A 21,746-nucleotide genomic window follows, 5' to 3' on the forward strand; every position below is an offset into this window, starting at 1 on the left:
CACGGCCGGCGGCAGCGGCCCGGCCTTCCGATCTCCGATCCTCCGTCACACGGCCGGCCGGTCGCATGCGCAAGCCTAGGCCGCCGCATGCATGCGTTCGCCTGCAATACGATAGGAGATCGCCTCGGCCAGATGGATGCGCCCGATGAGCGGCACGTCCTCCAGATCGGCGAGCGTGCGCGCAACCTTCAGCACCCGATGGTATCCGCGGGCGGAAAAGCGCATCTTCTCGGCGGCATCGCGCAGCAATTGCAGCCCGGCGGGATCGGGCTCCGCCATGCGTTCGACGAGCGCGGTGGAGGCACGTGCATTGCTCGTCACTTGTGGCATGCCCAGACGGGCAAACCGGTCGATCTGCAGGGCGCGCGCGGTCGCGACGCGCCGGGCAACCGCCTCGCTCGGCTCGGTGGCCACGGGCCGGATGAGATCGCTCGCCGAAACCGCGGGCACATCGATGCGGATATCCACCCGGTCCATGAACGGGCCGGAAATGCGCGCCTGGTACTCGCTCATGCAGCGCGGTCCGCGCGCGCAACTGCGTCCCGGCTCACCCGCCATGCCGCAGCGGCAGGGGTTCATCGCCGCGACAAGCTGGAAGGCGGCGGGGTAGCTGACGCGGTGGTTAGCCCGCGCGATGATGCATTCGCCGGTTTCGAGCGGTTGGCGCAGCGCATCGAGCGCCTGCGGCGAGAATTCCGGCAGTTCGTCGAGAAACAGCACGCCGTTATGGGCCAGCGACACCTCGCCGGGTCGGGCACGCGAGCCGCCGCCGACAAGGGCGGCCATGGTCGCGGAATGATGTGGTGCGCGGAACGGCCTGCGATCCGACAGGCGCCCGCCGGAAAGCTGGCCGGCGATGGAATGGATCATCGAGACATCGAGTAGTTCCGCCGGCGAGAGTGGCGGCAGGATGGCGGCCAGCCGCGCGGCGAGCATGGACTTGCCCGAGCCGGGCGGCCCGACCATCAGCAGATTGTGGTTGCCCGCCGCCGCCACTTCCAGTGCGCGCTTGGCGCTTTCCTGCCCGCGGATATCAGCGAGATCGGGCAGGCCGGTAGCGGCGGCGCGAATAGCCGGTGCCGGCCGCGACAGGACCTGGCTTCCCTTGAAATGATTGGCGAGCGCAATGAGGCTGCGCGGCGCCAGAATATCGAGGCCGCCGCCGGCCCAGGCCGCTTCCGCGCCGTTTTCCGCCGGGCAGATCAGCCCCTTGCCCAGGGCATTGGCCGCCATGGCCGCCGGGAGGGCACCGGCAACCGGCGCGATCGTGCCGTCGAGATTGAGTTCACCGATGACGAGATAGTCATCCAGCGCATCGCCGGGCACCGCACCCAGCGCCGTCATCAGCCCGAGCGCAATGGCGAGGTCGTAATGGCTGCCCTCCTTGGGCAGGTCGGCCGGCGCCAGATTGATCGTGACCCGCTTGGGCGGCAACGAGAGACCGGAGGCGTGCAATGCGGCCTGAACCCGCTCACGGCTTTCCGCCACGGCCTTGTCGGCGAGACCGACGATCTGCATGCCCACCTTGCCGGGCGCGACCATCACCTGCACATCGACAGGCACGCCCTCGATACCCTGAAACGCTATTGTCCCGACACGCGCCACCATGACTGCCCCCGCTCGCTTCAGCCGAAAACGGACCATCAACCCGCCCCAGGGTTGCAATTGCAAATCTGGCACGGAACGCGGAATGGAACAAGAACAATTATAGAACTTGCGAGAGAATTATCCACGCCTTGGTTGCAGGCGGTTGCATCGGCGGAACAAAGGCGGGGCGACGGCGAACCGCAGGCCCCGCCGCCGGCCTCAGCGCTTGCTTTCGATGGCATCCCAAAGCAGGGCCGCGATGTCGGCGCCGCCGAATTTCTTGACCTCGCGCAGCCCCGTCGGCGAGGTGACGTTGATCTCGGTCATGTAGTCGCCGATGACATCGATACCGACGAGCAGGAAGCCGCGTTCGCGCAGCGATGGGCCGATGCGGGCGCAGATTTCCTTTTCGCGCGCGGTCAGTTGCGTCGGCTCCGGGCGGCCGCCGGCATGCATGTTGGAGCGCGCATCATGCTCGGCCGGCACGCGGTTGATCGCACCCACCGGCTCGCCATCGACGAGGATGATGCGCTTGTCGCCCTTGCGGACATCAGGAAGATATTGCTGGGCAATAAAGGGCTCGCGGAACATCTGGCCGAACATTTCGAGCAGCGACGACAGGTTGCGGTCGTCCTTGGTCGAATGGAATACGCCGGCGCCGCCATTGCCATAGAGCGGCTTGAGAATCATGTCGCCCATCTCGTCACGGAAGCGGCGGATCTCGGCGGGATCGCGGGTGATCAGGGTCTTCGGCATCAGGTCGGCGAATTCGGTGACGAAGATCTTCTCCGGCGAGTTGCGCACCCAGGCCGGATCGTTGACGACAAGCGTCTTCGGGTGAATGCGCTCGAGCAGATGCGTCGAGGTGATGTAGGCCATGTCGAAGGGCGGATCCTGGCGCAGCAGAACCACATCCATGGTGGCGAGATCGACGCGCTCGGCCTCGCCCAGCGTATAATGGTCGCCCTTCACGTCGCGCAGCTCCATCGGCTCGACGCTCGCATAGACCTTGCCGTCACGCAGGCTCAGCCGTTCGGGCGTGTAATGGAAGAGCTTGTAGCCGCGGGCCTGCGCCTCGAGGCTCATGGCGAAGGTGGAATCGCCGGCGATGCTGATGGTCGACACATGGTCCATCTGGACCGCGACGTTCTTGATCTTAGCCATGAAAAGTCCCCTCAGAAATGCCGCACACATTTAGGACGCCGCGGGCGCGAAGACAACGCCGGCCGGAGGCGAAATCCGCGCCAAAAGAATAAGATCAAGGCTCCACGCCGAGGAAACGGAACGGCTCCGACGGGACGAAGTCCGCGGTGGCGTCGCCGGAATAGGTATGGTCCTGATCCGTGCCGAGATCGAGCTTCAGCACCTTGCCCGTCTGCGGCGTGAAATCGATCTTGCGAAGATCGACCCAGAACGTGTTGGGCGTGACGGCGGACTCGAAGAAATAGAGACCGCGCCTGTGATCGGCGACCGTCCGCCAGCGGGTCGAAGAAATGTTGGGCTCTTCCGGCGTGGTGATGCCGAAGGGAACGGACACGTTGCGGATGACGCTGAACACGCTGGCCAGCGCGCGGTTCGGATCCTCGGCCTTCGGAATGGCGTTCACATAGAAGGAGGCGCGGGCGAAGCGGTCGGCCGCCCGGTTGGTACCCGGCAGCATGACCGTGCCGCCGATCTGCTTCCAGTAGGCATCGAGCGCCAGCTGCTGATCGAAGACGGGCGAGTTGGTCATGACCTGATAGGCGCGGTCGTGGTGAATGACCTGTTTGCCGCCGATATACTCGATGATGGCGCTGTCACCGGACGCATCGGACATCGACAGATGCAGTGTCGTCAACCGCGTCTCGCCCGGCACGTTGTCCGAAATGAGGATGAAAGGCTCTTTTTCCAGCGCGTCGACGGCTTCCGCGACGGTGGCAAAATTATCGAGCACATATTGCGCCCAGGCCGCGATGGTGAGGCCCGGCTTGCCGGGCTCCGGCTTCGGATATTCCGATTCCACCAGCCACAGCACGTTGGCCACGAGACCACGCTCGTTCATTCCGTCCGTGGTCGAGACATCATAGCCCGTCGCGATGACGCTGCCGTAGCGGGAGGTCCATTCCAGGGAGTTCGGCCCGACCTCGCCGTTGCGCTTCATGCCCCGCGGGAATGCCCAGAGATTGGTGGCGACGTCGAGCTTCCAGTCCATCGAGCGGGCGGTGATGACGTTGTCGTCGGGCCCGAGATAGACGAGGCGGGTGCAGGCCTCCGCCACAGGCGCCAGCGCCATGCAAGACGCGGCAAGCGCAAGGACGGCGGTTCTCGCCCTGTACAGGATCGTGTTTCGCATGGTTTTTTCCCCATTCGGCATGCAAGCGGAAACAGGCTATCGCGCTGCCGCAAATGCGCAACCCCCGGGCGTCTCGTGAACTGGACTTGTTATAAGGCGGACCCGTGATGGATGCGTCACGGTTCATGTCGGTTTTTCGCCTTGATCAGAACGCATCCGCGAGGTGTTTTGGAAGCCGCCACGGCTGCACCGCAACGATGTCGTAACGCACGGAAATGCGGTGGGCATCGGGCTGGCGGGAGAGCCAGATGTCGCTGGCCGCGCGGATACGGTGCTGGGCCGTGCCGGTAACCGCAAAGACGGCGCTGTCGACATCGCGGCGTGCCTTGACCTCCACGCAGACCACCAGATCGCCGCGCCGGGCGATGATGTCGATCTCTCCGGCCTTCGTACGGTATCGGATGGCGCGGATGCGGTAGCCCTTGGCGAGGAGATAGAGCGCGGCGAGATATTCCGAGACATGCCCGCGGCGGAAGGCCTTGAGCCGGTTCGGATCCGCCGGCCTATCGCGCATCGCCGTCCTTCAGGTCGAGCAGGCGCTGGTAGAGATCGCGGCGCGGCAGGCCCGTCTGGCGAGCCGCCTCGGTCGCCGCCTTGCCGGCCGGCATGTCCTTGACGAGCTGTGCGAGCAGCCGGTCGACATCCTCCGCCTCGGGTGCGGCGGCCTCGCCCGGCGGGCCGATCACCAGCACGATCTCGCCCTTTACTGCGCCCGCCTGCGCATAGTGCGCGGCAAGCTCGCCCAACGTGCCGCGGCGGAATTCCTCGAAGGTCTTTGTCAGCTCACGGCAGACGCAGGCCGGCCGGCTGTCCCCCAGCACATCGGCGGCGGACACGAGCGTGGCCGCAATGCGGTGGGGCGATTCGAAGAAGAGAAGGGTAGCGGGAACGCCGGCAAGCTCGGCAAGCCGGTCGCGCCGGGCCTTGTCCTTCGACGGCAGGAAACCGGCGAAGAAGAAGGCATCGTTCGGAAGACCGGCGCCGACAAGGGCGGCGAGCGGCGCCGAGGCACCCGGGATCGGCACGACGCGATGGCCAGCCTCGATGGCGAGCAATGCCAGGCGATAACCGGGATCGGAGACCAGAGGCGTGCCGGCATCCGACACCAGCGCCACGGATTTGCCGGCCTCAAGCGCCGCGATCAGGCGCGGGCCGACCTCGTCGGCATTGTATTCATGGTAGGCATAGGGACGGTTGACGATGCCGTAACGGTCGAGCAGCACACGGGTCACGCGCGTGTCCTCACAGGCGAGCAAATCGGCACCGGCCAGCGTTTCGAGCGCGCGCAGCGTGATGTCGGAGAGGTTGCCGATGGGGGTCGCGACCAGATAGAGCGCCGGCTCCTGCGGCCGGGCGGGCACCACGGCATTGTGCAGCCGGAACGTCCTGCCGCCTTCGCCCGACCCGCCTGCCACGCCTTCGTCCCGCATCGATCCTTCGCCTTTCAGGCCGGGTGAACGGCCGCGTATTTCACTCCTTATGGGCGAGCGCCGGCACAGTCGCAAGAGACGACGGTTGACTATCGCGTGTCACGCACCGTTAGCACTTGCAATCCGCCGCGAAATTCTGCCATTTTGCCCGTCCCATCTTTCCGGCCTGGCCGGAGTTTCAAGGCAATGCCGCGCCGGTTTCCGGCGTGCCAGCGGTCGAAAGCGGTACAGTTCATGCGCATTACTCTCGAGCGGTCCAATCTCCTGAAGTCGTTGAACCACGTTCATCGCGTGGTCGAGCGGCGCAACACGATCCCGATCCTCTCGAACGTTCTGCTGCGCTGCGATGGCGCCAGCCTCGACATGAAGGCGACGGACCTCGACCTCGAGATCACCGAGGCAACGCCGGCGCAGGTCGACCAGGCCGGCGCCACCACCGTTCCGGCCCACCTGCTCTACGATATCGTGCGCAAGCTCTCCGACGGTTCGGAAGTCGCGCTCGCCACCAATGCCGACGGCTCTTCCATGTCGGTCACATCGGGCCGTTCGAAGTTCTCGCTGCAGTGCCTGCCGCAGTCCGATTTCCCCGATCTCACCGCCGGCAGCTTCTCGCATACGTTCCGCCTCAAGGCGACGGATCTCAAGATGCTGATCGATCGCACGCAGTTCGCGATCTCGACGGAGGAGACCCGCTATTACCTCAACGGCATCTTCATCCACACGATCGAGAGCACCGGCCAGCTGAAGCTGCGCGCCGTCGCCACTGACGGTCACCGCCTGGCCCGCGCCGACGTGGAAGCGCCGTCGGGTTCCGAGGGCATGCCGGGCATCATCATCCCGCGCAAGACGGTCGGCGAGTTGCAGAAGCTGGTCGACAACCCCGAACTCGTGGTCACCGTCGAGGTGTCCGATGCGAAGATCCGCTTCACCATCGGCTCCATCGTTCTGACTTCCAAGCTGATCGACGGCACGTTCCCGGATTACCAGCGCGTGATCCCGACCAACAACGACAAGGAACTGAAGATCGACTGCCAGTCTTTCGCGCAGGCCGTCGACCGCGTCTCCACCATCTCGTCGGAGCGCGGCCGCGCCGTGAAGCTGGCGCTGGCCGAGGGCCAGCTGACGCTCACCGTCAACAACCCGGATTCGGGAAGTGCGACGGAAGAGCTGGCGGTCGGCTACGACAACGATCCGCTCGAAATCGGCTTCAACGCGAAGTACCTGCTCGACATCACCGCGCAGCTCTCGGGCTCGGAAGCCGTGTTCATGCTGGCCGATCCGGGCTCGCCGACGCTCGTGCGGGATCTCGCCGGCGACGACGCGCTCTATGTTCTGATGCCTATGCGCGTCTAGGACCGTTCGCGCGGCATTGGGAAACCGTTCCGGAACCCGCTGCCTGCCGGCGGGTTTCTTTTTTATCCGGGCCCTGCCCGGAAACGCCTGACAGCGACGCAATCAGACTTGTTTTTGACGCAAACCGCGTCGCATATTCGCCGGGCCGATGAGTCGAGGGGGCATAACCCACCAGCGGCTTGCGGATGAACCATGAAGGGGAACGATATGACGCTGCGCATGAAGGTGAAGGAACGCTTCGGCAAGAAATTCGACGACGAAATCCGTTTCTTCAAAGGCTGGGTGAGCAACACCAAGGCGGTCGGCGCGATCATCCCGACCTCTTCCGTGACAGCCCGGCGGATGGCGAGCGTCGTTTCCACCGCCTCCGGCCTGCCTGTCCTTGAGCTCGGCCCGGGCACCGGCGTCATCACCAAGGCGATCCTCGGCGCGGGCATCGCCCCGGAAAAGCTGGTTTCCGTGGAGTTCTCGACGGACTTCTACAATTACCTCGTCGAACGCTTCCACGGCGTCAATTTCATCAACGGCGATGCCTTCGATCTCGACAAGACGCTTGGCGACCTCAAGGACACGACCTTCGACAGCGTCATTTCCGCCGTGCCGCTGCTCAATTTCCCCATGCACCGCCGCGTCGAGCTGATCGAGGACCTCCTGTCGCGCATCCCCGTCGGCCGGCCGGTCGTGCAGATTTCCTACGGGCCGCTTTCCCCCGTCGTCGCCATGCCGGACCGCTACCAGATCAGCCATCTCGACTTCGTCGTGCGCAACATTCCGCCGGCGCAGCTGTGGACCTACCGCCGCACCCACTAAGGCGCTGCCGGTGTTCGCCGTCTACATCACCCATCCGCAGGTCGCCATCGACCCGGCCGTGCCAGTGCCCGACTGGGGCCTTTCGGAACGAGGCTTTGAGAGGGCGCGGCTTGCGGCCTCCTCCGGCTGGGCGGCGCAGATCGGCCGCTTTTCCGCGAGCACCGAGCGCAAGGCCGTCGAGACGGCCGAAATCCTCTCCGCCGGACGCGTAACGATCGAGACGGACCACGCCATGGGCGAGAACGACCGTTCCGCCACCGGCTACCTCCCGCCCGACGCCTTCGAGAACGCCGCAAACTGGTTCTTTGCGCATCCCGCGGAAAGCTTCAGAGGCTGGGAGCGGGCAGTGGATGCGCAGGCCCGCATCGTCGCCGCCGTCGAACGGACACTGGCCGGGCATGATCCCGCCGTTCCCGTCGCCTTCGTCGGCCATGGCGGGGTCGGCACGCTGCTCAAATGCCACCTCCAGGGCAGGCCGATTGCGCGCGACGGCGACCAGCTCGCCGGCGGCGGCAATCTTTTCGCTTTCCGTCTTGCGGACCGCACCGTCACATGCGACTGGACGGCAATGGAATCTTGGAAAGGGTTTTGACCATGTCCGCGCGCGACCGCCTGATCGTTGGCCTCGATGTACCGACCATCGCGGAGGCGGAAAAGGTGGTCCGGACATTGGGCGATACCGCCCTCTTCTACAAGATCGGCTACCAGCTGGTCTTTGCCGGCGGCCTGGAATTCGCCCGCGACCTTGCCAAGGACGGCAAGAAGGTCTTCCTCGACATGAAGCTTCTCGACATCGACAACACGGTGGCCAAAGGCGTCGAGAACATCGTCAGGATGGGCATGTCCATGCTCACCCTGCACGCCTATCCGAAGGCGATGGCGGCCGCTGTCGCCGCGGCGAAAGGCTCTGACCTCTGCCTGCTGGGCGTCACCGTGCTCACCTCCATGGATGCCAAGGACGTCATCGACGCCGGCTATGAATACGATCCGCATACGCTGGTGCTACGCCGCGCCGAACAGGCCCGCGTCGCCGGCATGGGCGGTGTTGTCTGTTCCGCCGAGGAAGCGCGCGCCGTGCGCAAGATCGTCGGCCCCGACATGGCCATCGTCACGCCAGGCATCCGCCCGGCCGGTGCCGAGCTTGGCGACCAGAAGCGCGTGATGACGCCGGCCGATGCCCTGAAGGCCGGCTCCAGCCATCTCGTCGTCGCCCGCCCCATCGTCAAGGCCGCCGATCCGCTCGCCGCCGCGCGGGCAATCCTTGCCGAGATGGACGGCACGCTGACAGCATAACCACAGGGAGAGAACCATGGCGAAGGGTTACTGGATTGCACGGGTCGATGTTCGCGACGCCGAGCGCTACAAGGATTATGTCGCCGCCGCAAAGCCGGCCTTCGAGAAGTACGGCGCCAACTTTCTGGCCCGCGGCGGTGCTTTCGAGCGGCTGGAAGGCCAGGTGCGTGCCCGCAACGTGGTGATCGAGTTCCCGTCGCTTCAGGCCGCCGTCGACTGCTACAACTCGCCGGAGTATCAGGTCGCCGCCGCCATCCGGCAGGAAGTGGCCGACGCAGAGATGGTCGTCGTCGAGGGCGTGTGAGCATCCTGCGGGCCGACGCCTGAAAAACCGGCGCGCGAGACGCTTCGCCGCGCTTCACCTTGCCGATGCTTTGGGCTATGTAGGCCTCACCTACCGATCCTATTCCTCAGGAGCAGCCTCATGACCTTGTCCAACCTTCCGCCGCTCGTCACCGTCTTCGGCGGCTCGGGCTTCGTCGGGCGTCATGTGGTGCGCGCGCTGGCACGCCGCGGCTACCGCATCCGCGTCGCCGTGCGCCGTCCCGATCTCGCCGGTTTCCTTCAGCCGATCGGCGGCGTCGGCCAGATCTCCTTCGTCCAGGCGAACCTGCGCTACCGGCTTTCGGTCGATCGCGCCGTTGCCGGCTCCGACCATGTCGTGAACTGCGTCGGCCTGCTGCTGGAAAGCGGCCGCAACACCTTCGACGCGGTCCAGGATTTCGGCGCGCGGGCCGTCGCAGAGGCCACCCGGGCGGCCGGTGCCACGCTGACCCACATCTCCGCCATCGGCGCCGATGACAAATCCGCCTCCAGCTATTCCCGCACCAAGGCGCGCGGCGAGGCTGCCGTGCTGCGCGCGGTTCCGGATGCCGTCATCCTGCGCCCGTCCATCGTCTTCGGTCCGGAGGACGGCTTCTTCAACAAGTTCGCCACCATGGCGCGCTTCTCGCCGGTCCTGCCTTTGATCGGCGGTGGCTACACGAAGCTTCAGCCGGTGTATGTCGCCGATGTCGCCGAGGCCGTCGCCCGCTCCGTCGATGGCACGATCGCCCGCGGCCGCGTCTATGAACTCGGCGGCCCGGAGGTCCTGACCTTCCGCCAGTGTCTCGAGACCATGCTGCGCATCACGGACCGCAAGAACCCCTTCGTCTCGCTTCCCTTCGGCGTCGCATCGCTGATCGGCTCCATCGCCTCGCTGGTGCCCTTCGTGAAGCCGCCGCTGACTTCCGATCAGGTGACTCTGCTGCGCTCCGACAACGTCGTTTCGCAGGCCGCCATCAGCGAAGGCCGCACGCTGGAGGCCATTGGCATCGAGCCGGCGCTCGTCGAAGCCATCCTGCCGAGCTACCTCGTGCGCTATCGCCAGCAGGGCCAGTTCACGCGCCTCGACCGCACCGCCTGAGCCTGTCTTTCCCGCATGAAAACGGCCGCTGCGCGAGGCCTCGCGCGGCGGCCTTTGCTTTTCCCGCAAGGGGCTTCGCGGCGGCTGTTGCACTTATGCAGCGGTTAAAAAAAGCGTTGCGGCATTTACGCGGGATTCAGCATGTCGCGATATTGCTTGTCTCCGGGTCAGAGAATAAACACCGCCCCCGTCGCGTCCTGCAGAAAAGCAGCGTGCGGCTTACTTCAGCACCTCGAGAGGCTTTCGGCGCAAATGGGCAAGGCAATTGCAATCTTCTTCGGATTTTCGGCTCTGATCATCGTGGCCGGATCCTTTGCCGCCCCCTCGACGGTTTCCGCCGGCAAGCACGGCTGCACGCCGGCTTATGGCGTCGATCCCTGCACGACCGCGTCGGTCAAGTAAGCTCCGGCCAGTCTGGAGCGACCGGCCGAAGCCGGTCTTTCAACCCCAGATCAGAAGGGCGATCAGGCCCAGCGTTCCCACGATGATCCGCCAGATGGCGAAGATCGTGAAGCCGCGGCGCGACACGAAGTCGAGCAGCGAGCGGACGACGAAGAGACCGGCGAAGAAGGCGGCGATGAAGCCGACACCGATGATCAGGATGTCGTCGGAGGACAGCGCGTCCCGGTTCTTGTAGAGGTCGAGCGTGAAGGCGCCGAGCATGGTGGGCATTGCCAGGAAGAACGAGAATTCCGCGGCCGAGCGCTTGTCCGTGCCCATGAGCAGCGCGCCGGCAATGGTGGCGCCCGAGCGCGAGGTGCCGGGGATCATGGCCAGGCACTGGCAAAGGCCGATCTTGAAGGCGAGCGACGGCGGATATTTCATCGCATCCGTATAGCGGGGCTGAAGCGGCATGCGGTCGATGACATAGAGGATGATGCCGCCGACGATCAGCACCACGCAGATCAGCATGGGCGTTTCGAACAGCACCGTCTTGATGAAATCATGCGCGACCATGCCGATGACGACCGCCGGCAGGAAGGCCACGAGGACGCTGATGACGAAGCGCCGCGCCTCGGGGCTCGACGGCAGCGCGACGGCGATCTTCCACAGTTTCGCCGCGTAGACGGACAGGATCGCGAGGATCGCACCGAGCTGGATGAGCACGGCGAAGGTGTTGCCCGGCGACTTGAAGCCGAGAAAATGTCCGGCAAGCAGGATATGGGCGGTCGAAGACACCGGGATGAATTCGGTCAGGCCCTCGATGAGGCCGAGGATGAGGGCGCTGACGATGGACTGGTCTGCCATGAAACTTCCTTGAGTCTTTGGGAGGAAAGGCGAGAAGCGAAAGCGGGCGTGCAGCACGAGGCCCGATTCGCTTGTGTTTGTACCACCAAATTTCTATAGGTTCGTCAAATCAGCCGTGGCCAAATCAGTTCCGCATGAGTCGGCGGGTCCGGCATATTCCTTTCCGCACGATGAGTAAAAGCCGCGTTCATGCCAACACTCTATCATCACCCGATGTCTGCCGCCTCCCGCTTCGTCCGCCTCATCCTTGCGGAATACGGGTTCCAGACGGAGCTTGCCGAGGAACAGCCCTGGGAGAACCGGCGCGACTTCCTGGCGCTCAATCCGGCCGGCACGCTTCCCGTCTATGTCGATGACAGCATGCGCGCGCTCTGTGGCGCCAGCATCATCTCGGAATATCTCGACGAGACCCATGGCGTTCTGAAGCGCGACCGTCGCCTGCTGGCGGAAGATCCCTTCCAGCGCGCGGAAATCCGCCGCCTCACGGAATGGTTCCTGCAGAAGATGGAGCAGGACGTCACCCGTCCCCTCGTGCGCGAGCGTATCTTCAAGCTCCAGATGACGTCCGACCAGGGCGGCGGGCCGCCGGACAGCAAGATCCTGCGCAACTCGCGCGCCAATATCCGCCAGCACATGAAATATCTGTCCTGGCTGGCCGGCTCGCGCACCTATCTGGCCGGCGATCGCCTCTCCTATGCTGATTTGGCCGCCGCGGCCTGTCTTTCCGTTCTCGACTATATGGGCGAGATCAACTGGGCAGACGCGCCGCAGGCCAAAGACTGGTATCAGCGGCTGAAATCGCGCCCCTCCTTCCGGCCGCTGCTGGCCGAGCGCGTGCGCGGTGTCACCCCGGTCTCGCACTACGCGGACCTGGATTTCTGAGGACCTGATCATGTCGGGCGACGAGAAGATCCGGCGCCGCCTGACCGATTTCATCAAGGCGGAAGCGGCCGACAAGGGGTTTGACCTCTGTCGCATCACCGCTCCCGATTCCATTCCCGAGGCACCTGCCCGGCTTGCCGATTTCCTGGCCGCCGACTACCACGGCACCATGGACTGGATGGCGGAGACGCAAGCCCGCCGTGCCGATCCGCGCGTCCTGTGGAACGACGTTCGTTCCATCGTGCTTTTCGGCATGAACTATGGTCCGGCGCACGATCCGCGCGCCGTGCTTGCCATGCCGGACAGGGCGGCGATCTCGGTCTATGCCCAGAACCGTGACTATCACGACATCATCAAGGGCAAGCTGAAGGAAGTGGCAACCCGTTTTGCCGCGCGCGGCGGAAAGGATGTCAAGGTCTTCGTCGATACCGCGCCCGTCATGGAAAAGCCGCTTGCCGCCGCCGCAGGGCTCGGCTGGCAGGGCAAGCACACGAACCTCGTCAGCCGCACGCATGGCTCGTGGCTCTTTCTCGGCAGCCTTTTCACCACCGCCGATCTCCTGCGCGACGAGCCCGAGCGCGATCATTGCGGCTCCTGTCGCGCCTGCCTCGATGCCTGCCCGACGGATGCCTTTCCCGCGCCCTACAAGCTCGATGCGCGGCGCTGCATCTCCTATCTCACCATCGAGCACAAGGGCACGATTGCGCCCGACCTGCGCGAGAAGATCGGCAACCGCATCTATGGCTGCGACGATTGCCTCGCCGCCTGCCCGTGGAACAAGTTCGCGGCCGCGGCCGCGGAAATGAAGCTCGTCGCGCGCGATGAGCTGAAGGCGCCCGCCATCGCCGATCTGCTCGCGCTGGATGATCCCGCCTTCCGCAGCCATTTCTCCGGTTCGCCGGTCAAGCGCATCGGCCGCGACCGCTTCGTGCGCAACACGCTGATCGCCGCCGGCAATTCGCGCGATCGCGGCCTGATCGTGTCTTGCATCCGTCTGGCGGACGATACGGCGCCCATGGTGCGTGGCATGGCCGCATGGGCGCTTTCCCGGCTGATGGATGCTGGCGAATTCGCAAAATTTGCGGCAGGAAGGGTGGAAGACGCGGACGAGGACGTGCGCGCGGAATATGAAAGAGCAAAGGCAGACACGCGTTGAAGCACCTCCTGATCCTCGGTGCCGGCTTTTCCGGCAAGGCCATCGGCGAAACCTTCAGGTCGGCCGGCTATACGGTTTCCGGCACCACCCGCTCTGAGGAGAAGGCGCAAAGCCTTCGCGCACTCGGCATCGAGCCGATCGTCTATGACGGCAACGACCTGTCCGACGCGCTCCTCGCCGCCATGGCGCGCACCACGCATGTCGTGCAGTCCATCGCCCCCGGCAGGGACGGCGACCCGCTCTTTCGCGCCGGAAGCCCTGCGCTTTCCACATTGATGCCCAAGCTCGCATGGGCCGGCTATCTCTCCACCGTCGGCGTCTATGGCGATCACAAGGGCGCCTGGGTTGACGAGGACACGCCGCTGAACCCTGTCTCCGCCCGTTCCATCGAGCGTGTCGAAGCGGAGAACCACTGGCTCGCCTACGGCCAGGTCTCCGGCCTTCCCGTCGCAGTGCTGCGTCTTTCCGGCATCTACGGACCGGGCCGCAACGCGCTGCGCAACATGGAGGACGGCACCGCCCGCCGCCTCATCAAGAAGGACCAGGTGTTCAACCGTATCCGCGTCGAGGATATCGGCGGCTCAGCGCTCTTCCTGGCAGACCGGAGCCTCGGCGGCGTCTGGAACATCACTGACGACGAGCCCGGCCCGCCGCAGGACGTGGTGGCGGAAGCCGCCCGCCTGATGGGCTACCCCATACCGCCGGATATTCCCTTCGAGACGGCGGAACTTTCTCCCATGGCTCGGTCTTTCTACGGGGAGAACAAGCGGGTTTCGAATGCGAAACTGCGCGCGGCGGGCTTCGGTTTCAAGTATCCGAACTACCGCCTTTCGCTCGCCGAACTCTATTCCTCCGGCCGCTGGCGCGGTTGAGGGCGGGAGGCGGCTGGCGCTGTCTTTTGCGATTTAATACAACCTAAAATTTATCTGCCACATTATTGCCGCCGAATTCCTGTGCAATTCCGGCCGACATTGAAAGTTTTTTCCGAAAAATTGCACTAATGCCGGAAGACCATTCCGCTTTTCAGGTAGAGACAGTTTATCGACTGATTCGAAAGAACTTTTCCCACCTCATTAACCAAGGTTAAAAATCCATCGCGGGCGATGGACTGTATATCCTGCGGGCTTGCGACAGCAAGTGTGGCGGGTTGAGGCACGTTTTCGCCATTTTTGCTTCCTCATAGGGCGCCAATCACAGCGAAAGCCTACAACCTGCCCTGAAGGTCCATCGATATATGACGTCCAAGCTCTCCAGCATCGCCATTGCCGCGCTTGTCGCCGCTTCCTCTTCCTTCGTGTCGTTCTCCGATGCGCAGGCCGCCGGTTGTGGCCGCGCCTCCTGGTATGCGCTGCACTCGCGCACGGCCTCCGGAGAGCGCATGAACCCCAACCTCATGACGGCCGCCCATCGCAGCCTGCGCTTCGGTACCAAGGTCAAGGTCACAAACGCCAACAACGGCAAGAGTGTCGTCGTGCGCATCAATGATCGCGGCCCGTTCATCCGCGGCCGTGTTCTCGATCTCTCCAAGGCCGCCGCTTCCAACATCGGCATGATCCGCTCCGGCCATGCCAAGATCTGCTACGAGGTCATCGGCTGATCTTGAATTCTGTCGGCTCCGGCTTGCTCTTGCTGCATTCCGCCGCTACCACGACGCAAAACGGAGTAAACGGATGCGATTGGGTGGGCGGCTCTCGGGAGCCATCGAGGTTCTGACGGATATCGAGACGCGGCGACGCCCCGTCGCAGATGCGCTCAAGGACTGGGGCCTCTCCCATCGGTTCGCAGGCTCCGGCGACCGCGCCGCCATCGGCAATATCGTCTATGACGCGCTGCGCATGAAACTGTCGCACGCCTATCTGATGGACGATGACAGCCCGAATGCGCTGGGTCATGCCGTTCTGCTGCGCCAGTGGAGCCTCACGCCCGAAACCCTTGCCGCGGAATTCGACGGCGACCGCTTCGCGCCGGAACCGCTGGGCGAGGAAAAGCTCGCCGCCTTCCGTTCCCGCAATCTCGACGATGCCGCGCCCCACGTTCAGGGCGACATCCCCGAATGGATCCAGCCCGCCTTCGAGACGAATTTCGGAAGCGACTGGCTGGATGAGGCCAAGGCGCTGGCGGGTCGGCCGACCCTCGATCTTCGCGCCAATACCCTCAAGGCGGACCGCGACAAGGTGCTGAAGGCGCTGGAACGCAACGGTGCCGTCGCCTCCGCCATCGCCCGCCAGGGCGTGCGCATTCCCGCCGGTGAGGGCGCATCGCGCCTGCCCAATGTCACCGCCGACCTCGCCTTCCAGAAGGGGTGGTTCGAGGTGCAGGACGAGGGCTCGCAGATCGTTGCCGATCTCGCCGTGCCGCGCGAAGGCGAGCAGGTGCTCGATTTCTGCGCCGGCGGCGGTGGCAAGACGCTCGCCATGGCGGCTGCCATGCACAACAAGGGCCAGGTCCATGCCTATGACACGGACCGCAAGCGCCTCGCCCCGATCATCGAGCGGCTGAAGCGTGCCGGCACCCGTAATGTCCAGGTCCACGAGGACCTTTCCAGCCTCATGCCGCTGAAGGAACGCTTCGACCGCGTGCTGGTCGATGCGCCGTGCACGGGCACCGGCACCTGGCGCCGCCGCCCCGATACCAAGTGGCGTCTCACGGAAAAGAATCTTGAGGAGCGCCTTGCCCAGCAGCGGGAGGCGCTTGCCAATGCCAGCGCCTTCGTGCGGCCGGGCGGCTTCCTGTTCTACGTCACCTGTTCCATCCTGCCGCAGGAGAACGAAGAGCAGGTAAACGGCTTCTGCGAAGACCATCCCGGCTTCGAAATCCTGCCGGCCACCGAGACCTGGGGCACGCTTTTCGGCAAGGACAAGCCGCAGCCCCGCTCGCGCGACGGCAGGACGGTGACGCTCACGCCGGCGACCACCGACACGGACGGTTTCTTCTTCTGCGCCATGGCGCGCAAGCGCTGACGTTTGCGTTGTGTCAAAAGCGCGGAACAGCTTGAAACCGTTCTAAACTATACACTTTGACACAAGTTTTTATTTGGTCCATGACATGCTGGCCTGAACAGACCCGGCCCCGGCTTTACGGGCCGTCCGGACTGCGGCCATCGGCTGCTGTCCGGCGTCGGGGGACACGCCAAACAGGACACCAGGAGACGTCATGACCACTTCCTTCCTTCGCGCGGCCGTCTTTGCACTCGCCACCGCGACATCCGGCCTTGCCATCGGCACGGCGCATGCGGCTGCCGATCCGGCCGCCATCGTCAAGCATTATGCCGAGATCGCGCATGCGAAATTCTCGGACTCGCTCGATGCCGCAAAGGCGCTCGACGCCGCCGTCGACGCGCTGATCGCCAAGCCGAGCGACGAAACGCTGAAGGCCGCGCGCGAGGCATGGCTCAAGGCCCGCGTGCCCTACCAGCAGACGGAAGCCTACCGCTTCGGCAACCCGCTCGTCGACGAGTGGGAAGGCAAGGTCAACGCCTGGCCGCTCGATGAAGGCCTGATCGATTATGTCGACCCGAGCTACGGCACCGAGAGCGACACGAACGCGCTGTTCGTCGGCAATGTCATTGCCAATCCGAAGCTCGAGATCGCCGGCAAGGCCATCGACGCCACGACCATCACGCCCGAAGTCCTGCAGGAACTGCACGAGGCCGGCGAAGTCGAGGCGAACGTGGCGACCGGCTACCACGCCATCGAATTCCTGCTATGGGGCCAGGATCTGAACGGCACCGGTCCGGGTGCGGGCAACCGCCAGGCCAGCGACTATGACACGGCCAATTGCACCAACGGCAATTGCGACCGCCGCGCCGCCTACCTGAAGGCCGCCTCCTCGCTGCTCGTCACCGACCTGCAGGAAATGGTCGCCGCCTGGGCGCCGGAAGGCGACGCCACCAAGAACGTGACCGCGGATCCGAAGGCCGGCATCACCGCCATGCTGACCGGCATGGGCTCCCTCTCCTATGGCGAGCTTGCCGGCGAGCGCATGAAGCTCGGCCTCCTGCTGCACGATCCGGAAGAAGAACACGATTGCTTCTCCGACAACACGCACAACTCGCATTACTATGACGTCGTCGGCATCCAGACCGTCTATACGGGCGAATATACCCGCCCTGACGGCACCAAGATGACGGGCCCGTCGCTGCACGAGCTCGTCGCCGAAAAGGACGCGGCACTCGACAAGGAGATGAACGAGAAGCTGGACGCCAGTCATGCAGCCTTCAAGGCGCTGGTGGACCGCGCGGAAGGCGGCGAGGCCTATGACCAGATGATCGGCGAGGGCAATGCCGAGGGCAACAAGGTCGTGCAGACCGCCATCGATACGCTGGTCGACCAGACCAAGACGATCGAGCGCGTCGTTGCGTCGCTCGATCTCGGCAAGATCGAGCTTGAAGGCTCCGACAGCCTGGATAATCCTAACGCTGTCTTCAAATAAGAAAGAAGGCGGGCCGCCGTCCCCGTGGATTGCGGCCCGATTTCACGCATGACGAAACGCCCTGCCCGCCGTCTGCTCGCGGTTTGCGCCGCGGTTGCCGTGTCGGCGGGCGTTTTTGCGCTTGGAACGGCCCACTCCTCCGGCCGCGCCCGTGACGATCTCTCTGCGAAAGACCAAAAGCGCGTGGAGGCCGCGACCGCGCTGGCCACCGATTTTTCCAAGGCGGAGCAGTACGAGGCGATGTCCGGCGGGGCTGCGACGTCGCTTGCGCGAACCGACATCAACAGCTTCTCGCATTTTTCCGAAAACATCACTTTTGAAGAGCGGGAGAGCTTCAAGCTCGGCAACGCGCTGTTCCAGAAGCTCTGGGTGTCCTCGCCGTCCTCCACGCAGGCGTCCGACGGGCTCGGCCCGCTCTACAATGCGCGCTCCTGCCAGACCTGCCATATCCGCGATGGCCGTGGCCATCCGCCGGAAGGCGCGGCCGACGCCACCTCCATGTTCCTGCGGCTTGCCCGCCCGGCGCGCACGGAAGACGAAAAGGCGGCTCTCGACAGTTTCAGCCAGATGAGCCTGCCCGACCCGGTCTACGGGCGCCAGCTGCAGGATCAGGCCGTGCCGGGCCTCAAGGCCGAGGGCCGCATGGCCGTCACCTATACCGAGCAGCCGGTAACGCTTGCCGGCGGCGAGGTCGTCATGCTGCGACGGCCGCACTATTCCGTCACCGACCTCGCCTATGGCGACCTCGACCCGGCCACGACGCTTTCACCGCGCGTTACGCAGCCGATGCTCGGCCTCGGGCTGATCCAGGCGATCCACGAGGCCGATATTCGCGCGCTTGCCGATCCTGACGATGCGAACGGCGACGGCATCCGCGGCCGCGCGGCCATCGCTATCGATCCCGCAACCGGCAAGCAGGCGCTCGGGCGTTTCGGCTGGAAGGCACAGTCCGCCACCGTGCGCCGGCAGAGCGCGGAAGCCTTCGCCTTCGATATCGGCATATCGACGCCGGAGGTGCCCTTGCACCAGGGCGATTGCACGCTAGCGCAAACCGCCTGCCTGGAACGGCCGAACGGCGTTCAGCCGCGGCTTGGCGACGTGGAAGCGCCGCCGCCGATCATGGACCTCGTCACCTTCTATGCCGAAAACCTCGCCGTCCCCGCCCGGCGCAAGGCGAGTTTCCCCGAAACGCTGGCGGGTAAGCGCGTCTTTTACGAGACGGGTTGCGTGTCCTGCCACCACCCCAAATTCGTGACGCGGCGCGATGCCGACAACAAGGCGCATGCCTTCCAGCTGATCTGGCCCTATTCCGATTTCCTGCTGCACGACATGGGCGAAGGCCTTGCCGACGGGCAGGCTGTCGGGGTTGCAACAGGCCGCGACTGGCGCACGCCGCCGCTCTGGGGCATCGGCCTTACAAAAACCGTCAACGGTCATACGTTCTTCCTGCATGACGGGCGCGCCCGCAACCTCACCGAGGCCATTCTCTGGCACGGCGGGGAGGCCCAGGCGGCGCGCGACCGCTTCGCCGCGCTGGAAAAACACGACCGCGACGCCCTTCTTACCTTCCTGGAGAGCCTCTGATGACCCGGCGCCTGTCCCTTGCCCGCCTCCTGCCCATGCTTGCGGGCGGTCTTCTTTTGTCGGCCACGCTTCCGGCGCTGGCGCAGGAGGGCACCGCCCCCGTGCCGCCTGATCTCACCGATGAGAATGTCGTCGGCGTGATGACCAAGGCCGTGGATGAGGTCATCCGCCCCGGCTACCGTGCCTTCCACGCCTCTGCCGGCGCGCTCGCCAAGGCGACCGACGCCTTCTGCGCGGCCCCATCCGCCGAGACGCGGCAGGCGGTCGATACCGCATTTCGGCAAGCCGTCGCCGAATGGGGCCGTATCGAGATCGTGCGCATCGGTCCGGTGCTCGACGACAACCGCTTCGAACGCATCCTGTTTTACCCCGACCGCAAGAGCACCGGCCTCAAGCAGGTGCAGGCGCTTCTTCAAAAGCAGGACCCCGCGGATGCCGACGCCGCGACGATGGGCGCCAGAAGCGTCGCCATCCAGGGCTTCGGCGCGCTGGAATTCGCCCTTTACGGCACGGGCGCGGACGCGCTGATGACCGGGCCGGAAAGCTTCCGCTGCCGTTATGCCGCCGCCGTCGCCAGCCATATCGAGAAGACGGCGGGGCAGCTCGTCGCCGCCTGGGACGCACCCGACGGCGTGCAGCAGCACTGGAAACATCCCGGCCCGCAGAACCCGGTCTTCCGCACCGGCCGCGAGGCGATGACGGCGCTGCTCGGCATCCTCGTGCATGGCGCAGAAGCCGTGCGCGACCAGCGAATCGAGACCTTCTACCGGCACGGCGGCATCGCGCGCCCGAAGTCGGCGCTGTTCTGGCGCTCCGGCAACACCTGGGTGTCGATCGGGGCCAATATCGAGGGCCTGCGCGCCCTGTTCGACACGTCGGGCATGGCGGGCCTCATCGATCCCAGCTTCGTTTCCATCGGCGGCAATATCGATTTCGTGCTGAAAGCGCTGGCACGCGTCACGCCGACCATCGATACCGATATCGAAAAGGCGGTGTCGACGCCCGAGGAGCAGCAGAAGATCGCCTTCCTGCTCGTCAACTCGCGTGACCTGATCGAGCGGCTGAACGGCGAATACGGCACGGCCATGGGGCTGGGCGCAGGCTTCTCCTTCGCGGACGGCGACTGATGCGCGCGGCGGGCCGGCCAAGTGGGGCAATCGAGCGCCGCGCCTTCCTGCGCATGGCGGGCGTGGGCTTCGTCGCAGCGCTTGCGCCGCGCCCGTCCTTCGCCCTGTCGCGCACCGATGCAGTCTTCGCTTCCGGTTACCGCGACCGTGACGGAACGTTCGGCATCGCCGTGCTTGCCGAGGACGGCACCGTCATTGATCGCACGCCGCTTCCCGCTCGCAGCCACGGCATGGCCTTCTCGCCCCTGACCGGCCACCTCGTCGCTTTCGCGCGACGGCCCGGCACTTTCGCGCTGGTGATCGACCGCACCGGCAGTGCGGAACCCGTCACCATCGCCGCCGCCGAGGACCGGCATTTCTTCGGCCACGGCTGCTTTTCGCCTGACGGACGGCTGCTCTATGCCAGCGAGAACGATTTCGACAACCGCCGCGGCGTCATCGGCCTTTACGATGCCCGCGACGGCTATCGCCGCATCGGCGAATACCAGACCTACGGCATCGGCACCCATGATCTGTCGGTCAGTGACGACGGCAAACTGTTGATCGCCGCCAATGGCGGCATCGAGACCCACCCGGATTTCGGCCGCACCAAGCTCAATCTCGACCATATGGAGCCCTCGCTCGCGCTGATCGATGCGGCAACCGGCGCGCTCGTCGAACGCCATGCCCTGCCGGAAAAGCTGCGCCAGCTTTCCACCCGCCACATCGATCTCGACGACAAGGGACGGATCTGGTTTGCGTGCCAGTATGAGGGGCCACGCAACGACCTGCCGCCGCTCGTCGGCCATTTTGGCAAGGGCGAGGACCTGACCTTCCTGTCGCTGCCGGCCGAAACGACCATCGGGCTTGCCAATTATGTCGGCGCCATCGCCGTCAACCGAAGCGAAGGGCTTGTCGGCCTCACCTCACCCAACGGCGGGCGCTTCGTCGTGCTGGAGGCCGAGAGCGGCCGGATTATCAGGGACGACGCCCTCACGGACGCGGCCGGCATTGCCGCGGCACCGCACGGTTTTGCCGTCTCCTCCTATGACGGCCGCTTTGCCGGGCGGCGCGAGCCCGTGGCTTGGGACCAGCACATCGCAAAACTCTTGGCCAACCACTGAAACCG

The 21,746-nt window shown here is 65.0% G+C and carries 22 protein-coding genes; 16 read left to right on the forward strand and 6 right to left on the reverse strand.

Annotation, left to right across the window (positions count from 1 at the left end):
- Positions 1–75 precede the first annotated feature (75 nt).
- The 5 genes from MNR02_RS16180 to rsmI form a co-directional block, all read right to left on the reverse strand.
- The gene (locus tag MNR02_RS16180) at positions 76–1,608 is read right to left on the reverse strand and encodes a YifB family Mg chelatase-like AAA ATPase (protein WP_241948901.1); all 1,533 of its coding nucleotides are present in this window, start codon (positions 1,606–1,608) and stop codon (positions 76–78) included.
- Between the two features lie 198 nt (positions 1,609–1,806).
- Positions 1,807–2,751, reverse strand: coding sequence for a glutathione synthase (gshB, locus tag MNR02_RS16185; RefSeq protein ID WP_241947501.1), 945 nt, complete (start codon positions 2,749–2,751; stop codon positions 1,807–1,809).
- Between the two features lie 94 nt (positions 2,752–2,845).
- Positions 2,846–3,919: a linear amide C-N hydrolase gene (locus MNR02_RS16190; protein WP_241947502.1), complete on the reverse strand. Its 1,074-nt coding sequence runs from the start codon at positions 3,917–3,919 to the stop codon at positions 2,846–2,848.
- 145 nt (positions 3,920–4,064) lie between these two features.
- Positions 4,065–4,433 carry a YraN family protein gene (locus MNR02_RS16195; RefSeq protein WP_241947503.1) on the reverse strand — a complete coding sequence of 123 codons (369 nt, stop codon included), beginning with the start codon at positions 4,431–4,433 and terminating at the stop codon, positions 4,065–4,067.
- On the reverse strand, positions 4,423–5,349 hold the full coding sequence (gene rsmI, locus MNR02_RS16200; protein WP_241947504.1) for a 16S rRNA (cytidine(1402)-2'-O)-methyltransferase: 927 nt from the start codon (positions 5,347–5,349) through the stop codon (positions 4,423–4,425). The genes MNR02_RS16195 and rsmI overlap by 11 nt, the downstream gene beginning before the upstream one ends.
- A 234-nt stretch (positions 5,350–5,583) precedes the next feature.
- Here rsmI and dnaN point away from each other — a divergent pair, with 234 nt between their 5' ends.
- The 7 genes from dnaN to MNR02_RS16235 all read left to right on the forward strand — a co-directional run bounded on the left by dnaN (position 5,584) and on the right by MNR02_RS16235 (position 10,612).
- Complete coding sequence (gene dnaN, locus MNR02_RS16205) at positions 5,584–6,702, forward strand: DNA polymerase III subunit beta (RefSeq protein ID WP_241947505.1); 1,119 nt, start codon at positions 5,584–5,586, stop codon at positions 6,700–6,702.
- A 207-nt stretch (positions 6,703–6,909) separates the two neighbouring features.
- Positions 6,910–7,512: a phospholipid N-methyltransferase PmtA gene (pmtA, locus tag MNR02_RS16210; RefSeq protein WP_241600660.1), complete on the forward strand. Its 603-nt coding sequence runs from the start codon at positions 6,910–6,912 to the stop codon at positions 7,510–7,512.
- Between the two features lie 10 nt (positions 7,513–7,522).
- The gene (locus MNR02_RS16215) at positions 7,523–8,104 is read left to right on the forward strand and encodes a histidine phosphatase family protein (protein ID WP_241947506.1); all 582 of its coding nucleotides are present in this window, start codon (positions 7,523–7,525) and stop codon (positions 8,102–8,104) included.
- 2 nt (positions 8,105–8,106) lie between these two features.
- Positions 8,107–8,805 carry an orotidine-5'-phosphate decarboxylase gene (gene pyrF / locus MNR02_RS16220; RefSeq protein ID WP_241948902.1) on the forward strand — a complete coding sequence of 233 codons (699 nt, stop codon included), beginning with the start codon at positions 8,107–8,109 and terminating at the stop codon, positions 8,803–8,805.
- 16 nt (positions 8,806–8,821) lie between these two features.
- A complete protein-coding gene (locus MNR02_RS16225) occupies positions 8,822–9,109 on the forward strand; it encodes a DUF1330 domain-containing protein (protein ID WP_241947507.1) in 288 nt (95 codons plus the stop codon).
- Positions 9,110–9,229: 120 nt separating this feature from the next.
- Complete coding sequence (locus MNR02_RS16230; RefSeq protein ID WP_241947508.1) at positions 9,230–10,210, forward strand: complex I NDUFA9 subunit family protein; 981 nt, start codon at positions 9,230–9,232, stop codon at positions 10,208–10,210.
- A 252-nt stretch (positions 10,211–10,462) separates the two neighbouring features.
- Entirely contained in the window at positions 10,463–10,612 is a 150-nt protein-coding gene (locus MNR02_RS16235; RefSeq protein ID WP_241599656.1) for a hypothetical protein, read from the forward strand.
- A 39-nt stretch (positions 10,613–10,651) separates the two neighbouring features.
- On the opposite strand, the gene MNR02_RS16240 is transcribed toward MNR02_RS16235, so the two are convergent.
- Positions 10,652–11,458 carry an undecaprenyl-diphosphate phosphatase gene (locus tag MNR02_RS16240; protein WP_241947509.1) on the reverse strand — a complete coding sequence of 269 codons (807 nt, stop codon included), beginning with the start codon at positions 11,456–11,458 and terminating at the stop codon, positions 10,652–10,654.
- 189 nt (positions 11,459–11,647) lie between these two features.
- On the opposite strand from MNR02_RS16240, the gene MNR02_RS16245 reads away from it, so the two are divergent.
- From MNR02_RS16245 to MNR02_RS16285, 9 genes are all read left to right on the forward strand, one after another.
- Positions 11,648–12,340: a glutathione S-transferase family protein gene (locus tag MNR02_RS16245; RefSeq protein WP_241599652.1), complete on the forward strand. Its 693-nt coding sequence runs from the start codon at positions 11,648–11,650 to the stop codon at positions 12,338–12,340.
- Between the two features lie 10 nt (positions 12,341–12,350).
- Entirely contained in the window at positions 12,351–13,496 is a 1,146-nt protein-coding gene (gene queG / locus MNR02_RS16250; protein ID WP_241947510.1) for a tRNA epoxyqueuosine(34) reductase QueG, read from the forward strand.
- A complete protein-coding gene (locus tag MNR02_RS16255; RefSeq protein ID WP_241947511.1) occupies positions 13,493–14,368 on the forward strand; it encodes an SDR family oxidoreductase in 876 nt (291 codons plus the stop codon). The genes queG and MNR02_RS16255 overlap by 4 nt, the downstream gene beginning before the upstream one ends.
- Positions 14,369–14,730: 362 nt before the next feature.
- Positions 14,731–15,093 carry a septal ring lytic transglycosylase RlpA family protein gene (locus tag MNR02_RS16260; protein WP_134648136.1) on the forward strand — a complete coding sequence of 121 codons (363 nt, stop codon included), beginning with the start codon at positions 14,731–14,733 and terminating at the stop codon, positions 15,091–15,093.
- Between the two features lie 73 nt (positions 15,094–15,166).
- Positions 15,167–16,456, forward strand: a complete 1,290-nt coding sequence (locus MNR02_RS16265; RefSeq protein ID WP_241947512.1) for an RsmB/NOP family class I SAM-dependent RNA methyltransferase — start codon at positions 15,167–15,169, stop codon at positions 16,454–16,456.
- Between the two features lie 193 nt (positions 16,457–16,649).
- The gene (locus MNR02_RS16270; RefSeq protein WP_241947513.1) at positions 16,650–17,927 is read left to right on the forward strand and encodes an imelysin family protein; all 1,278 of its coding nucleotides are present in this window, start codon (positions 16,650–16,652) and stop codon (positions 17,925–17,927) included.
- 48 nt (positions 17,928–17,975) lie between these two features.
- Entirely contained in the window at positions 17,976–19,511 is a 1,536-nt protein-coding gene (locus tag MNR02_RS16275) for a di-heme oxidoredictase family protein (protein WP_241947514.1), read from the forward strand.
- Positions 19,511–20,638 carry an imelysin family protein gene (locus tag MNR02_RS16280; protein ID WP_241947515.1) on the forward strand — a complete coding sequence of 376 codons (1,128 nt, stop codon included), beginning with the start codon at positions 19,511–19,513 and terminating at the stop codon, positions 20,636–20,638. The genes MNR02_RS16275 and MNR02_RS16280 overlap by 1 nt, the downstream gene beginning before the upstream one ends.
- The gene (locus MNR02_RS16285; RefSeq protein WP_241947516.1) at positions 20,638–21,741 is read left to right on the forward strand and encodes a DUF1513 domain-containing protein; all 1,104 of its coding nucleotides are present in this window, start codon (positions 20,638–20,640) and stop codon (positions 21,739–21,741) included. The genes MNR02_RS16280 and MNR02_RS16285 overlap by 1 nt, the downstream gene beginning before the upstream one ends.
- Positions 21,742–21,746 lie beyond the last annotated feature (5 nt).

Origin of the sequence: Shinella sp. H4-D48 (assembly GCF_022637395.1) — a bacterium.
GTDB lineage: Bacteria > Pseudomonadota > Alphaproteobacteria > Rhizobiales > Rhizobiaceae > Shinella > Shinella sedimenti.